14 protein-coding genes are annotated in these 13,085 nt (G+C 74.9%); 8 read left to right on the top strand and 6 right to left on the bottom strand.

Annotated elements, in window-relative coordinates; translation table 11 throughout:
• Positions 1–7: 7 nt before the first annotated feature.
• Positions 8–601 carry a TetR/AcrR family transcriptional regulator gene (locus tag AC3EVP_RS25305; protein ID WP_335972876.1) on the bottom strand — a complete coding sequence of 198 codons (594 nt, stop codon included), beginning with the start codon at positions 599–601 and terminating at the stop codon, positions 8–10.
• 102 nt (positions 602–703) lie between these two features.
• On the opposite strand from AC3EVP_RS25305, the gene AC3EVP_RS25300 reads away from it, so the two are divergent.
• Positions 704–1,444: a nitroreductase gene (locus AC3EVP_RS25300; RefSeq protein WP_435133368.1), complete on the top strand. Its 741-nt coding sequence runs from the start codon at positions 704–706 to the stop codon at positions 1,442–1,444.
• 203 nt (positions 1,445–1,647) lie between these two features.
• On the opposite strand, the gene AC3EVP_RS25295 is transcribed toward AC3EVP_RS25300, so the two are convergent.
• A complete protein-coding gene (locus tag AC3EVP_RS25295) occupies positions 1,648–2,616 on the bottom strand; it encodes an LLM class flavin-dependent oxidoreductase (RefSeq protein ID WP_435133366.1) in 969 nt (322 codons plus the stop codon).
• A 361-nt stretch (positions 2,617–2,977) separates the two neighbouring features.
• Here AC3EVP_RS25295 and AC3EVP_RS25290 point away from each other — a divergent pair, with 361 nt between their 5' ends.
• Positions 2,978–3,757 carry a transglycosylase SLT domain-containing protein gene (locus AC3EVP_RS25290; RefSeq protein WP_435133363.1) on the top strand — a complete coding sequence of 260 codons (780 nt, stop codon included), beginning with the start codon at positions 2,978–2,980 and terminating at the stop codon, positions 3,755–3,757.
• 100 nt (positions 3,758–3,857) lie between these two features.
• Here AC3EVP_RS25290 and AC3EVP_RS25285 read toward each other — a convergent pair whose 3' ends face one another.
• The 3 genes from AC3EVP_RS25285 to AC3EVP_RS25275 all read right to left on the bottom strand — a co-directional run bounded on the left by AC3EVP_RS25285 (position 3,858) and on the right by AC3EVP_RS25275 (position 6,069).
• Positions 3,858–4,352, bottom strand: coding sequence for a DUF3761 domain-containing protein (locus tag AC3EVP_RS25285; protein ID WP_435133360.1), 495 nt, complete (start codon positions 4,350–4,352; stop codon positions 3,858–3,860).
• Between the two features lie 141 nt (positions 4,353–4,493).
• Complete coding sequence (locus AC3EVP_RS25280; RefSeq protein ID WP_335972888.1) at positions 4,494–5,312, bottom strand: universal stress protein; 819 nt, start codon at positions 5,310–5,312, stop codon at positions 4,494–4,496.
• A gap of 73 nt (positions 5,313–5,385) precedes the next feature.
• Entirely contained in the window at positions 5,386–6,069 is a 684-nt protein-coding gene (locus AC3EVP_RS25275; protein WP_435133356.1) for a helix-turn-helix domain-containing protein, read from the bottom strand.
• A 352-nt stretch (positions 6,070–6,421) separates the two neighbouring features.
• On the opposite strand from AC3EVP_RS25275, the gene AC3EVP_RS25270 reads away from it, so the two are divergent.
• Both AC3EVP_RS25270 and AC3EVP_RS25265 read left to right on the top strand, forming a co-directional pair.
• Positions 6,422–7,459 carry an MDR family NADP-dependent oxidoreductase gene (locus AC3EVP_RS25270; RefSeq protein ID WP_435133354.1) on the top strand — a complete coding sequence of 346 codons (1,038 nt, stop codon included), beginning with the start codon at positions 6,422–6,424 and terminating at the stop codon, positions 7,457–7,459.
• 30 nt (positions 7,460–7,489) lie between these two features.
• Positions 7,490–8,017, top strand: coding sequence for a MerR family transcriptional regulator (locus AC3EVP_RS25265; RefSeq protein ID WP_435133351.1), 528 nt, complete (start codon positions 7,490–7,492; stop codon positions 8,015–8,017).
• Between the two features lie 41 nt (positions 8,018–8,058).
• On the opposite strand, the gene AC3EVP_RS25260 is transcribed toward AC3EVP_RS25265, so the two are convergent.
• Entirely contained in the window at positions 8,059–8,457 is a 399-nt protein-coding gene (locus AC3EVP_RS25260) for a YunG family protein (protein WP_335972905.1), read from the bottom strand.
• A 239-nt stretch (positions 8,458–8,696) separates the two neighbouring features.
• Here AC3EVP_RS25260 and AC3EVP_RS25255 point away from each other — a divergent pair, with 239 nt between their 5' ends.
• Genes AC3EVP_RS25255 through AC3EVP_RS25240 form a run of 4 tightly spaced genes read left to right on the top strand, consistent with a single transcriptional unit; the run spans position 8,697 to position 12,917 of the window.
• Positions 8,697–9,725, top strand: a complete 1,029-nt coding sequence (locus tag AC3EVP_RS25255) for a LacI family DNA-binding transcriptional regulator (RefSeq protein WP_435133348.1) — start codon at positions 8,697–8,699, stop codon at positions 9,723–9,725.
• Entirely contained in the window at positions 9,722–10,681 is a 960-nt protein-coding gene (locus AC3EVP_RS25250; protein ID WP_435133345.1) for a carbohydrate ABC transporter permease, read from the top strand. The genes AC3EVP_RS25255 and AC3EVP_RS25250 overlap by 4 nt, the downstream gene beginning before the upstream one ends.
• Positions 10,678–11,595, top strand: a complete 918-nt coding sequence (locus AC3EVP_RS25245; protein ID WP_435133343.1) for a carbohydrate ABC transporter permease — start codon at positions 10,678–10,680, stop codon at positions 11,593–11,595. The genes AC3EVP_RS25250 and AC3EVP_RS25245 overlap by 4 nt, the downstream gene beginning before the upstream one ends.
• Positions 11,595–12,917 (top strand): ABC transporter substrate-binding protein, encoded by a 1,323-nt coding sequence (locus AC3EVP_RS25240; protein ID WP_435133340.1) that lies wholly within the window; start codon positions 11,595–11,597, stop codon positions 12,915–12,917. Before AC3EVP_RS25245 ends, AC3EVP_RS25240 begins: the two co-directional genes overlap by 1 nt.
• Positions 12,918–13,085: the final 168 nt, after the last annotated feature.

The raw sequence follows: 13,085 nt of genomic DNA, 5'->3' as shown, positions 1-13,085 counted from the left end.
GGACCTGTCAGATCGTGGTCGGCAGCGCGTTTTCCAGGAGGGTCTCCGCCGCTGTCCGCGCGTGCCGGCCGTAGTTCCACTCGCCCAGCACCATGGCGCGGCTGGCGGCGCCGTCCGCGAGGGTCACGAGTTGCTCGGCGAGGACGGCGGGCTCGCGGCAGCCCATTTCCGCCACCAGGTCGGTCACCAGCCGCACCATCAGCAGTTTCATTTCGCGGGCGTAGGAATGGACCTCGTTCTGGGGGTCGGGGAACTCCGCGGCGGCGTCGATGAACGGGCATCCGCGCACGGGGTCCGTGCCGGTCGGGGGCGGGTCGAACAGTGCGAGGATGCGCTCCTTGGCGGGGATGTCCTCGCGTGCCAGCACGCTCTCCAGGGTGTGCCCCGTCGAGGAGAGGTCCTTGAGATGGGCGAGGACCAGCTCGTCTTTGGTCCTGAAGTGCGCGTAGAGGGTGCGCTTGGACACCGGCGCCCGCTCCGCGATCTGCTCCATGCCGGTCGCGTTGATCCCCTGGGCCGCGAACAGTCCGGCCGCGGCGGCCAGGATGCGCTCCCGCCCTCCGCGCCCCGGCCGTCGAGACGCCGTCGTCATCGTGGTCATGACGTAAGTATACGTTCTCGTTTACTTCGGAGGGAGCGGCTGGCTATAGTGGCCCTTCAGGTAAACGGTTACGTTTACTTCAGTGATCCTGAGGAGAGTTCCATGAGCGGACCGGCCTTCACCCGGACACGCACGAGCCAGGCGCCCACCGGCGGGACACAGCCGGGCGGGACGCGAACGTCGGAGTACGCCGAGCAGCTGATCCGCGGGCGCCGCGCGACTCGCGCATTCCGTCCCGACCCGGTACCCGAGGACACTCTGCGCGAGGTCTTCTCCCTGGCCGGCACCGCGCCGTCCAATTCCAACGCGCAGCCGTGGCGGGTCGAGGTGGTCGGTGGCGCACGGCGAGACCGTCTGGCCGACGCCCTGCGAACGGCGCACGCCGAGCGACGCGTCACGGCCGACTACCCGTACGCCGAGGACATGTACGCTCCCGTCCACCAGGAACGGCGGGCCGCCTTCGGTGCCAGTCTGTACGGAGCGCTGGGCATCAACCCCGACGACCACCCGGCGCGCACGGCCTACGACGCGGAGAGTCTGGGCTTCTACGGGGCGCCCCACGCCGCGTTCCTGTTCGTCACCGGCGACGGCGGGCCGCGACTGGCCGCCGACGCCGGCGCTTACCTGCAGACGCTGCTGCTGGCCATGACCGGCTACGGCGTGGCCAGCTGCCCGCAGGGCCTGCTCAGCTTCTACGCCGACACTGTCCGCGATCAACTCGGAGTGGACGAGGGGAAGCTGCTCGTGGGTATCTCCTTCGGCTACGCCGACGAGAACGCGCCGGTGAACCGGGTCGCGACCGGCCGGGCGGCCCTGGAGGCAACCACCACGTTCCACACCTAGAGTCGGTCCCGAAAGCGCTGGTCACAGCCACTCGTTGCGGGCTGCGACCAGCACGGTCGCCTCGTATCGGACGGCGAGTTTGTCATATGGCCGGCCGCCTCGGGAGCCGAGCTACTTGCGGTAGGGCCTGTCGCCCGGATCTCCGCGGCGCCGCGTCACCCGGCGGTCCGCACGACAGGCCCTGAGGACGCCCCCGGCCGCCGTCAGGCGAGGTCCGCCAGGGCCGGGGCCAGCGCGGCCAGGGTGTCGACGGCGGCGGCGTACTCCTCGCCGGGCTGCGGCAGGAGCAGGACATGGTCGGCGCCCGCGGCGAGGTGCCGGCGGGCAGCGGCCGCGATCGCGTCGGGGCCGCCGTGGGCGACGAGGGCGTCCACCAGCGCGTCGTCCGGAGTGGCGGGGTCGGCGACGGCGCCGGGCAGGCCCAGCTTGGCGGCGACCGCCGCGTAGGAGGGGCGGCTGAGCAGGGCGGTCGCCATCTGGCGGGCGGCGGCGCGGGTCTGCTCGGGGTCGTCGCCGGGCACCACGCTCAGCCCGACGGCCAGCAGCCGGTCCGGCCCGAGCACCTTCCGGGCGTAGGCGGTGTACGCCTCGGGCATCCCGGCGGGCAGGGCGCCGTCGCTCAGCTCGGCGGCCAGCGCCAGCATCCGCGGCCCGTTGGCGGCGACGATCCGGGGGTAGGGCGCCTCCGGCGCGGGCGGCTGGGTCGGGGCGTCCATCCGGCCGAGGTGGTCGCGGAGCGTGGCGAGCGGGCTGCCGTACGCACGGCCGACCGCCGCCGCCTGGTCGGGGTAGCCGACGCCGACGCCGAGCACGAAGCGCCCGGGGTACGCCTCGGCGAGCTGGGCCGCGGCGGCGTGCAGGGTCTGCGGGGAGCGGGCCCAGATGTTGGCGATGCTGGTGCCGAGCACCAGGTGCCGGGTCGCGCCGAGCAGGATCGACGCGTGGACGAGGGCGTCCTTGCCGCCGACCACCTCGTTCGTCCACGCGGTGCGGTAGCCGGCCTGCTCCAGCTGTACGACGGCCGCGCGCTGGGCCGACACCGCGGGCTGGCCGGTGAACGACACCGGCAGGACCACGCCGACCGGGCCGAGCGCCGCGCGTGCCGCGGCGACCCGGGGGCCGCGCGTGCTGGTCGGATCGTCCTTGCTGTCCACGGTGACCTGGTCGCCCACGGCGCTCGCCTCTTTCCGCGGCCGTCGGCCGGCGGGTCGCCGGGCCCGCTTCCCGGCCGGTGCGAGCGTATGTCGGCGCGCCCCGGAAAACCGCCGGAATTTCGGCACCGTGTGCACACGGCCGGGTACGTCCTGTGCTTGCTGAGGAGGTCCTGTGTGATCCCCTCGATATAGCCCACGTCACAAACTAAGCGCGTTAGTAGGGCCTGCGGGCGGGCGGGCGGCGTGACGCGGCGGGTGTGCGCGGACCCTTTTCCGGCACCCAATTCACCTACGGTTTTGTCCGTAGATGCGACCTTTGACCGTTGAATCCGGGAGCTCTAACAATTCACGAGTCCCCAACGGAAGAGGTAAACCCGCAATGCAGTTCCCCACGGTCACCAAGAAGCTCCCCGGCGTCTCCTCGTTCACCCGGCTGTCGAAGCAGCGCAAGATCACGACTGTCGGCACCACCGCCGCGGCCGCGGCCCTGCTCGCGGTCGTGGGCGTGGAAGCGACCGCAGGAGCCGGTTCGGCGACCGCGGCGAGCGACGCCACCACCGGGTTCAGCGTCTCCGCCGGTCAGCCGGTCCAGCAGTCCGCGCTCGTGGTGCACAGCGCCACGCAGGGCACCACGCACAAGGTCGACCTGGTCGCCGCCGTGCAGACGGCGGACGCGAAGAAGACCGCCGCGCACGAGGCAGCCGTGAAGAAGGCGGCCGCCGAGAAGAAGGCCGCGGCAGCGAAGAAGACCGCCGCCGCGAAGAAGGCGGCTGCCGCGAAGAAGGCCGCCGCTGCCAAGAAGGCCGCCGCCGCGAAGAAGGCCGCGGTGAAGACCTACCCGAACAACCTCGACGGCTGGATACGCCAGTCCCTCGACATCATGCACAAGAAGGGCATCCCCGGCACGTACGAGGGCATCCACCGCAACGTCATGCGCGAGTCGAGCGGCAACCCGAAGGCGATCAACCTGTGGGACATCAACGCCCGCAACGGCATCCCCTCGAAGGGTCTGCTCCAGGTGATCAACCCGACCTTCGACACCTACCACGTGTCCGGCACGTCCTGGAACATCTACAACCCCGTCGCCAACATCACCGCGGCCTGCAACTACGCGGCCCACAAGTACGGCTCGATGGACAACGTGAACTCGGCGTACTGACGCCCCCGCGCGCACCCCGCACGCACCCACCACCCCCCACGCGAAGGGCGGCGGCCCCACCGGGCCGCCGCCCTTCGCGCTACCCCGGCGCCGGGGCGGCCTACTTGTAGAAGACGGCGACTCCGCCGTGGTGGGAGCAGGTCCCCTGGTGGTGGAGGCTGTAGGAGTAGGTGCCGTCGTTGCACTTGGCGGTGGCCCCGCCCCCGGGCGCGACCGGCGCTTCGGTACGAGCCGTGGTGTGCCGCGTGGTGGGCGCGGCCGTCGGCCGGTGGGTGGCGGCGCGAGTGGTCGGAGCGGCCGGAGGCGCCGTCGCAGTCACCGGCACGGTGGTGGGCGGCGGCGAGGTGGGCCCTGCAGTCGTCCCGGAGGGGGACGCGGAGGCTGACGCGGGCGCGGTGGTGGCAGGCGCGGTCGTGGCGGCCGCAGTGGTGGTGGCGGGCGGCGCCGGGTTCCCCGTCCCGGAAGCGGCCGGCCCGCAGGCGCTCGCGAGCAGCCCGGTGGCGACCGCGGCGCCGGCCGCGGCGGCCCGCAGGCCCCTGCGTCTCCCGTGCCGCGCGGGGCCGTCGGATCTGGTGATACGGGCGTGGCTGCGCATGTTCGTCCCCCCTGGTTCGGTTGCGGAGGGATGAGCGTGCCAGCCCGCTTCGCCGGGCATCGGCGGAGTGGCCGAGTTGTGACGTTACGTAGGAGTAGCGCTCCCGGGGGCGGGTCCGCGGGTGGCCGCGGGCCGCCGGGGTCAGGTGGCGGGGATGACGGCTACGGGGAGGGGGGCCTGGTGGAGGACGGTGTGGGTGGTGGGGCCGAGGTGCGGGGAGAGGCGGGTGGGGGGTTCGTGGCGGCCGAGGACGAGGAGGGCGGCGTCGGCGGAGGCGGCGAGGAGGTGGTGGGCGGGGTCGGCGGTGACCGCTTCGCCGGAGACGCGGACCTGCGGGTAGTGCTCGCGCCAGGGGGCGAGGGCGGCGGCGAGCACCTCGGTACCGGCGTCGGGGCCGGCCGGGGGCCCCTGGCTCCAGCCGTGGACGACGCGCAGGGTGCCGCTGCGCCGGGCGGCGGCGTCGAAGGCGAACCGCAGCACCCCCTCGCCGGGCCGGACCAGGTCGAGGCCGAGCACCACGTCGCCGCCGCCGCGCGCCTCGGAGGTGCGGGCGGCCCGCACCAGGACGACGGGCACGGGTGCCTGTCCGGCGACGGTCAGGGCGACCGACCCCAGCAGGAAGCCGGCCGCGGCGCCCACCCCGCGGGAGCCCAGCACCACCAGCGCCGCCTCGTCGGCGGCGGCGAACAGCACGGGCAGCGCCTGCCCGGCGACCTGGTCGACCGTGATCTCCGCCGCGGGGTGGGCGCGCCGCAGCTCGTCGGCCACGGCGTACGGCGACCAGTTCACGGTGACCGGCGCGGGGTGCGGGTCGGCGGGGCCGGCCAGCCCGGGCGCCGGGGCAGCCGCGTTCACCAGCCGCAGCGGCACCCGCCGCCGTACGGCCTCGCGCGCCGCCCAGTCCGCGGCGGCCAGGCTCTCGGGGGAACCGTCGACTCCGACGGCGACCGTACGGCGCATGGTGTCCGCCTCCTCGTTCGGTGCGACCGCCCCCGCCGGGGCGCCCACCCGGCGGGGGTACGGGTCCGGCGGCTCACAGCACCCCGATCCGCCGCCCGCTGACGTGCCCCGGCCGTATCCGCACCCACAGCGGCAGGTCGCCGCCGGACCACGGCTCCACCACGTGGCTCTCGCTGAGCCGGCGGGCCACCACCGGGTCGTCCACGTGCTCGGCGACGCCGGACAGCAGCACGCTCCAGCCCTGGCTGACGTGGTCGTCCACCCGGTCCACCTCGAAGGACACCGCGGCGCCCGCGCCGGGCGCGGCCACGCTGTCCGGGGCGGTCCGGTAGACGATCGACGGGCCGTCCGCGGCATGGGCGTCCACCGCGTAGTTGACCGGGAAGACACCGGGGCTCGGCTCGAGGGCGAGCGCGACCCGGCCCACGCCCCGACTGCCCAGCCGATCCCAGCACTCGTGCTCGGTCAGGCGCAGCAGCGCGGGGTGCACGGCCGGCTCGCCCTGCCCGGGCGGCAGCCCCGTACGGCCCTCCAGCAGGTCGTCGTAGGACAGGTGCAGCGCGGAGGCGATCCGGACGAAGCCGCCCGGGTCGAAGTCCACGCCCGCGCCGAGCAGGTGCTGGAGATAGCGCGGTGCCATGCCCGCCTGGGTGGCCAGCGCGCCTTCGCTCAGCCCGAGCTGGAGCCGGCGCTCGGCCACCCGGCGGGCGAGGACCCGCGGGTCGGGCCGCGTCATGGGATCGGCGTTGTCATACATGCCAGTCCTCCCTCCGGCCGGGATGGAGCGCGGCGGAAACAGGCGACGCGCGTGCGGCGCGACCCGGACCCGGACCCGCCACGCCGGCGCCAGGGCTTACTACCAGCCTGGACCTCCTGCCCGGCTTGCGCCATACGGGGGATACGGCCCGCCCCGCGCTCGGACCCGCGCTTGACCCTGACGTGCGGGTCAGGGGTTAGCGTTCCGGCGCGCTCGCAGGGGCCGTACGGACCGGCACGGCGGCGTGCGGACCTGCTGCGAAGGGCCCCACGGCACCTCGCGGGCGTACGGCCCCTGCGGCCCCTGCGGCCCACAAGGCCCGCGACATACGGACGACGGAGAGGAAACGGCGATGGCCACGGCGACGAGCGGCACCGCACACGAGGTGCGGCTGGCGGAACTGCCCGCAGGGCTGCCCGAACGGCGGCACTTCGAGGTGGTGGAGGCGCCGGTCCCGGCGCCCGGCCCGGGCGAGGTGCTGGTGCGCAACCGCCACTTCCTGGTCTTCGCCGCGCTGCGCACCCTGCTGGGCGGCGGGGTCCGGGACGCGCCGCTGCCGCCGCTGCGGCCCGGGGACACGCTGCTCGGCCACGCCGTCGGGGAGGTGGTGGCCGCCGGGGAGGGCGCCGGCCTGCCCCCGGGCACCCCGGTGACGCACATGCTCGGCTGGCGCGAGTACGCGGTGCTGCCGGCCGGGCAGGCCGTCCGGCTGGACGGTCAGGCCGCGCTGCCCGAGCCGGCCCAGTACCTGAACCAGGGCGCCACCGCCTACGGCGCGCTGACCCGGCTCGGGCAGGTGCGCGAGGGCGACACCGTGCTGGTCACCGGCGCGGCGGGCGGCGTGGGTACGCTCGCCGGCCAGATCGCCCGGCGGCTCGGCGCGGCCCGGGTGATCGGCACCACCGGATCGGCGGCGAAGGGCGAGCGGCTGGTCTCGGAGCTGGGATACGACGCGGCCGTGCTGCGCGGCCAGGGCCCCGGCGCGTTCGCGCGCGGGCTGGCGGAGGCGGCGCCGGACGGGGTGGACGTCCTGCTGGACAACGTCGGCGGGGAGCAGCTGGCCGCGGCGGTGGGCGCCGCCCGGCAGGGTGCGCGGTTCGCGCTGGTCGGGGCGCTGTCGGGGCAACTCGACCCGGCCGGTGACGGCGCCGGTGCGCCGGTGACGGTGGACAGCACCCCGCTGATCCTCAAGGGGGTGGCGCTGCGCGGCTACAGCGGCCTGACGCACCAGGACGTCATCCCGGAGTGGACGGCCCGCTTCGGGGAGTGGCTGCGGGCGGGCGAGATCCGCTTCCCGCACACCCGGGTCGCGGGCATCGAACGGGCTCCGGAGGCGTTGGAGGAGTTGGTGCGCGGGCGGCACTTCGGCACGGTGATCGTGGACGTGTAGCCGCCTGCCGGTGGACGAAGGAGGCCAGGGATGCGGACCGGGTGGGCGGACCCAGAAACGGACGCGGGCGCGGGCGCGTACGCAGAAACCGGCGCGGGCGCGGACGCGGGCAGCGGCACGGGCTCGGCAGCCACCGTGGCGGCGGCCGCGGGCGGGCCGGAGGGCGGCGGCACCGCACTGCTGCGGATCGGCGACGCGGCGGCCGCGGCCGGCACCACCCCGCGCGCGCTGCGCTTCTACGAGCAGCGCGGCCTGCTGCCCACCCCGGCGCGTACGGCCTCGGGCCAGCGGCAGTACGGGCCCGCCGACGTGGCCCGGGTCCGCATCATCCGCGACCTGCTGGCGGCGGGCTTCACGGTCGCCGACCTGCGCGGGCTCGCGCCCCGGATGCACCTGCTGCTCGACGGGGGGCCGATGCCGGTGTGCGTGCCCGAGCCCGGCGGCGTCGTCGCGCTGCGGCTGGCCGCGCTCGACGCGGAGATCGACCGCCTGACCCGGCTGCGGGCCCGCCTCACCCACCTCCTGGCGGGCGGGCCGCCGCCGGGCGCCCGTTCCTGACCGGTCGGCGGCCGGCGGTACCCCGTGAACGGCGGCAGGCGTCAGCTCGGCTCCGGGAGGGGACCGAGGCGGGCGGCGACGCGTTCGCGCAGCAGCAGGTATTCCGGCCAGCGGCGGGGCAGCGGGCCGGGCGGGCGCTCGACGGCGCGGGGGGCGCCGACGGTCTGGCCGCGGCGGAACTGCTCCTGGGTGAGGTCGAGTTCGACGCCGCTGGGCAGCCGGTTCCACCAGTGGTAGCCGTGCTGGGTGCCGGCTATGTGGACCTCGCCGACGAGGAGGCTGCCGCCGAAGAGGTCGTGCACGAGCAGCGTCGTGATGTCGCAGTGGCCGCAGGAGGGGTTGTCCGGCCGCCAGTCGGCGAGGTCGTCGGGCGAGCAGGTGTCGTCGGCCCAGCTCGCACGCAGGGCGCGATCGAGGTCCAGCAGGCTCCAGGAGGTCATGCCGCCAGCATCGCAGCACCCTCTGACAATCGGCTCAGGTGCCGCAGAGCCGCCCCGGCCGACGCTTCGCTCGTGCGGGTGGTTTGAACTCCGGCCTCATTGACGGGTGGTGAAACGCCCCCGCACCATGTCGGAAACCCATGACCTCCGGAGGCGGACCGCCAGGCGCGAACTGTAAACGTTTACCGGCCGGTTGGGCGCCGTCCCGGCCCGTCCGCCGGACCAGCGAAGGGACCGCCATGACGACTTCCGCCGGACCGCCGACCGTCGAGACGATCGCCACGCGGGCGGGGGTGTCCGTCGCGTCGGTGTCCAGGGTGCTCAACGGGCACGGCGCGCGCCCGAACACCGTCCGCCGGGTCCGGCAGGCCGCCTCCGAACTGGGGTACGTCCCCAACGGCGTGGCCAGATCGCTCAAGGGCGGCCGTACCCGGCAGCTCACCTTCGCGCTGCCGGACGTGGGCAACCCGGTGTACGCCGCGATGGTCCGCCGGATACAGGCGGCCGCGAAGCCGGCGGGTTACCGGCTGCTGCTGCACGCCACCGACGCGGTGGCTGCGGACGAGTTGGACGTGGTGCGCGCCCTGGCCGACCGGACCAGCGACGGCCTGATCCTGGTGCCGATCCGGGTCACGGCCGAGCATCTGCGGGTGCTGGCCGACGCGGCGGGCCCGGTCGTCGTCATCGGGTCGCTGCCCGACGGGGCGCCGGTGGACAGCGTGCGGGCGGACTCGGTGACGGGCGCGGTCCTCGCCGTCCGGCACCTGCTGGCCTCGGGGCGGCGGCGGATCGCGTTCGTGGGCGGCCCGGCGGACACCGTCCCCGGCCGCAACCGCGCGCTGGGCTACCGCATCGCGCTGGAGGAGGCCGGGCTCGCCCTCGACCCGGCGCTCACCGCCACCACCGAGTTCGGCATCGCGGCCGGCGCCGCCGCCACCCACCGCCTGCTGGACGCCGACCCGGACATCGACAGCGTCCTGTGCGCCAACGACCAGCTCGCGCTGGGCGCGGTGCACGCCGCCCTCGACCGGGGCCTGCGCGTCCCCGACGAGCTGGCCGTGGCCGGGATGGACGACGGCGAGCTGGCCCGCGCCGGCCGCCCCGCGCTGACCAGCGTGGACCTCGGCGCGGCCGAACGCGGCCGGATCGCGGCCGAGATGCTGCTGGCCCGGCTCGGCGGCGGCCGGCACCCGGTGCGGTGCGCGACGGTGGCGCCGCGGCTGGTCGTCCGCGGCTCGACCGCCGCCTCGGCGGGGCGCGCGTCGTGAGCGCCGAGGCGATACCGCGGCGCGGGGCCGGCCGGAGCGCCGGCACTCCCCCGCCGCGTACCCGGGCCGCGCGCCGTCGCGTGCTCGGCCTGGACCGCGACGCGTGGTTCCTGCTGCTGCCCGCGCTGGTCCCGGTGCTGGTGCTGAGCGTCGGCCCGCTGCTGTACGGGATCGCGCTGGCCTTCACCGACGCGCAGTCCGGCGTCACCCACGCCACCACGTTCACCGGCGTCGACAACTTCCGGGAGCTGCGGCTGGACTCGCTGTTCTGGCAGTCGTTCCGGATCGGGCTGCTGTGGGCGGTGTGCGTGACCGCCTTGCAGTTCCTGCTGTCGCTGGGCCTGGCGGTGCTGCTCGACCAGGACCTGCGGCTGCGCTGGCTGGCCCGGACCCTGGCGCTGGTGCCGTGGGCGATGCCGGAGGTGGTCGTCGGCATCATGTGGCGGCTGGTCTACCACCCGGACGCGGGCATCCTCAACACCACGCTGCGCGACCTGCACCTGACCGACGGCACCACCGACTGGCTGGCGAGCCTGTCGCTGGCGCTGCCCGCGGTGGTCGTGGTGGGCGTGTGGGCGGGCATGCCGCAGACCACGGTGGTGCTGCTGGCCGGCCTCCAGAACGTACCGCCGGAGCTGCGCGAGGCGGCCGCCCTGGACGGGGCCGGGGCCTGGCGGCGGTTCACCGCGGTGACGTGGCCGGCGCTGCGGCCGGTGGCGCTGTCGGTCACCGCGCTGAACTTCATCTGGAACTTCAACTCCTTCGGCCTGGTCTACGTGCTGACCGGCGGCGGGCCCGGCGGCAAGACGGAGCTGCCGATGCTCTTCGCCTACGACGAGGCGTTCCGCTACGGCCAGTTCGGCTACGCGGCCGCCATGGGGCTGGTGATGGTCGCGGTGATCGCCGTGCTGCTGGCCGTCTTCCTGCGCAACCGCCTGACCGAGGAGGACTCATGAGCGCGACCGACGCGGCCGGTCCGGCCGCCGTACCGCCGCGGGCCGCCGCCCCGCGCGCTCCTTCGCGCGCCGGGCGGCGCACCGCACGCCGCCGGGCGGGGCGCGCCGGGCAGTATCTGGCGCTGCTGTGCTACCTGGTCTTCCTCGCCTTCCCGCTGCTCTGGCTGGTCTCCACCGCGTTCAAGTCGCCGCGGGAGCTGGGCTCGGTGCACCCGACGTGGCTGCCGCGGCACCCCACGCTCGGCAACTTCCGCGCCGCCTTCGACCAGCAGCCGCTGCTGCACGCCGCGCTCAACAGCCTGCTGGTGGCCGGGGGCGCCGCGCTGGTGTCGGTGGCCGTCGCGGTGCCGGCCGCCTACGCGATGGTGCGGTTCCGCTCGGCGGTCAGCCGGGCCGGCACCGCCTGGGTGCTGGTCAGCCAGATGTTCCCGCTGGTGCTGGTGGTCATCCCGCTGTTCATGGTGCTGAAGAACCTGCACCTGGTCGACTCCCGGCTCGGCCTGGGCCTGGTCTACGTGGTGTGGACGCTGCCGTTCGCGCTGTGGATGCTCCAGGGCTACGTCAGGGCGGTGCCGGTCTCCCTGGAGGAGGCCGCCGCGATCGACGGGTGCGGCCGGGCCCGCACCCTGCGCAGCGTGGTGCTGCCGCTGCTGGCCCCGGGCCTGGTGGCCACGCTGATGTTCTCCTTCGTCACTGCCTGGAACGAGTTCTTCTTCGGTCTGGTCCTGCTCAAGTCCCCGGAGAAGCAGACGATGTCGGTGATCCTGACGCACTTCCTGGGCGCCGAGGGCGCCGCCGACCTCGGCCCGCTCGCCGCCGCGTCGGTGCTCGCCACGCTGCCGAGCCTGCTGTTCTTCGCCCTGCTGCAAAGGCGGCTGGCCGGTGCCGTGACGGCCGGGGCGGTGAAGGGCTGATGCGCCGCCGTACTCTCCTGGCCGCCACCGCCGCGACCTCCGCCACGGCCGGCGCGGGGCCGCTGCTGTCGGGCTGCGGGGCGGACGCCGGCTCCGGTGTGCCGCGGCTGGACTTCCTGTCGCTGGCCTGGCAGGCGGAGTCGGTCGCGGCGAACAAGGCGCTCGTCGCGCAGTGGAACGCGCGGCGCCCGCAGGTGCGGGTCCGCTACGTGCAGGGCAGTTGGGACGACGTCCACGACCAGCTGCTGACGTCCTTCGAGGGCGGCGCGGCGCCGGATGTCATCCATGACGAGGGCGTCGACCTGACCGACTTCGGCTCCGGCGGCTACCTCGCCGACCTGACGGGCCTGCTGCCCGCGGGCCTGAAGAGCCGTATCCCGCAGCGCAGCTGGGACACCGCGCGGTTCGGCGGCGCGCTGTACGGGGTGCCCTTCCTCCAGGAGCCGAAGGTGCTTCTGGCCAACCGGACGCTGCTGGCCGCGGCGGGCATCCGGCTGCCGGCTGCCGACCGGCCGTGGACCTGGCAGGAGTTCGAGGACATCTGCCGGGAGCTGTCCCACCACGGCGGCGGCGCCGAGCGCTACGGCACCGCCTGGCCGATGCGCTCGCCGGTCAGCCTGACGCTGAACCTGGCGCTGACCGACGGCGGCCGCGTCCTCTACAAGGACCAGGGCAGCGGGCGCACCGAGGTACGGTTCGGCGCGGCGGACTCCGCGTTCGCCGAACTGGTGCGCCGCCAGGTCGGGACCGACCGCTCCGCGCCCGCGAGCGCGCTGGCGCTCGGCGGCGGCGACCTGCTGCCCGGGTTCTTCGCCGGGCGGTACGCCATGCTGCCGCTGGGCTTCTCCTACCGGCAGCAGGTCCAGCAGCAGGCGCCCGCGCACTTCGACTGGGTCACCCTGCCGCTGCCGGCCGGCCGCGGCGCGCCCGACGGCGGGCGGGCCCAGGGGGTCAGCCCGCAGACGCTGTCGGTGGCGAAGTCCTGCAAGCACCAGCAGGCGGCGGTGGAGTTCATCGACTTCCTGACGCAGACCCCGCACCTGGTGCGGCTCGCCCAGGGCGACTGGATGCCGCCCACCGGCACCGCGGCGCTGCGCGACCCGTCGCTGACCACCGCGGAACTCGGGTGGGCCACCGGCATGGCGGTCGCGCGGCACCTCACCGCGTCGCCCGCGTTGAGCATGCGCGGCTACCCCGAGTGGTCCGACAAGATTGCCACGCCCGCGCTCCAGCAGTACTACAACGGCGCGATATCGCTGGACACGCTGCGCCGCAAGCTCGTCCGGGACGGCAACCGGGTGTTCGAGCGGTACCGGAGTTGACGGGGCGGCGCGCCCCGTCCGCGGGGCGAGCCGCACCCACCCGCACCGCCCCGTGCCAACCACCGCCGCCCACCGCCGCCCACCGCCGCACCGTTGCCGTGTCCCCCGCCTCTCCACTCCCTCACTCCCCCACCACCCGCACCACCGGCAGGACCTCACCAGGAAGCG

This window comes from Actinacidiphila sp. bgisy144 (genome assembly GCF_057708105.1).
Note: the sequence above shows the minus strand (reverse complement) of the source record. Positions and strands in the feature narration are given on the sequence as shown.

What these genes read in the sequence shown, in the direction of transcription:
- AC3EVP_RS25305 (WP_335972876.1), bottom strand. Translation starts at nt 601, where the DNA reads ATGACCACGATGACGACGGCGTCTCGACGGCCGGGGCGCGGAGGGCGG.
- AC3EVP_RS25300 (WP_435133368.1), top strand. Translation starts at nt 704, where the DNA reads ATGAGCGGACCGGCCTTCACCCGGACACGCACGAGCCAGGCGCCCACC.
- AC3EVP_RS25290 (WP_435133363.1), top strand. Translation starts at nt 2,978, where the DNA reads ATGCAGTTCCCCACGGTCACCAAGAAGCTCCCCGGCGTCTCCTCGTTC.
- AC3EVP_RS25285 (WP_435133360.1), bottom strand. Translation starts at nt 4,352, where the DNA reads ATGCGCAGCCACGCCCGTATCACCAGATCCGACGGCCCCGCGCGGCAC.
- AC3EVP_RS25280 (WP_335972888.1), bottom strand. Translation starts at nt 5,312, where the DNA reads ATGCGCCGTACGGTCGCCGTCGGAGTCGACGGTTCCCCCGAGAGCCTG.
- AC3EVP_RS25275 (WP_435133356.1), bottom strand. Translation starts at nt 6,069, where the DNA reads ATGTATGACAACGCCGATCCCATGACGCGGCCCGACCCGCGGGTCCTC.
- AC3EVP_RS25270 (WP_435133354.1), top strand. Translation starts at nt 6,422, where the DNA reads ATGGCCACGGCGACGAGCGGCACCGCACACGAGGTGCGGCTGGCGGAA.
- AC3EVP_RS25265 (WP_435133351.1), top strand. Translation starts at nt 7,490, where the DNA reads ATGCGGACCGGGTGGGCGGACCCAGAAACGGACGCGGGCGCGGGCGCG.
- AC3EVP_RS25260 (WP_335972905.1), bottom strand. Translation starts at nt 8,457, where the DNA reads ATGACCTCCTGGAGCCTGCTGGACCTCGATCGCGCCCTGCGTGCGAGC.
- AC3EVP_RS25255 (WP_435133348.1), top strand. Translation starts at nt 8,697, where the DNA reads ATGACGACTTCCGCCGGACCGCCGACCGTCGAGACGATCGCCACGCGG.
- AC3EVP_RS25245 (WP_435133343.1), top strand. Translation starts at nt 10,678, where the DNA reads ATGAGCGCGACCGACGCGGCCGGTCCGGCCGCCGTACCGCCGCGGGCC.
- AC3EVP_RS25240 (WP_435133340.1), top strand. Translation starts at nt 11,595, where the DNA reads ATGCGCCGCCGTACTCTCCTGGCCGCCACCGCCGCGACCTCCGCCACG.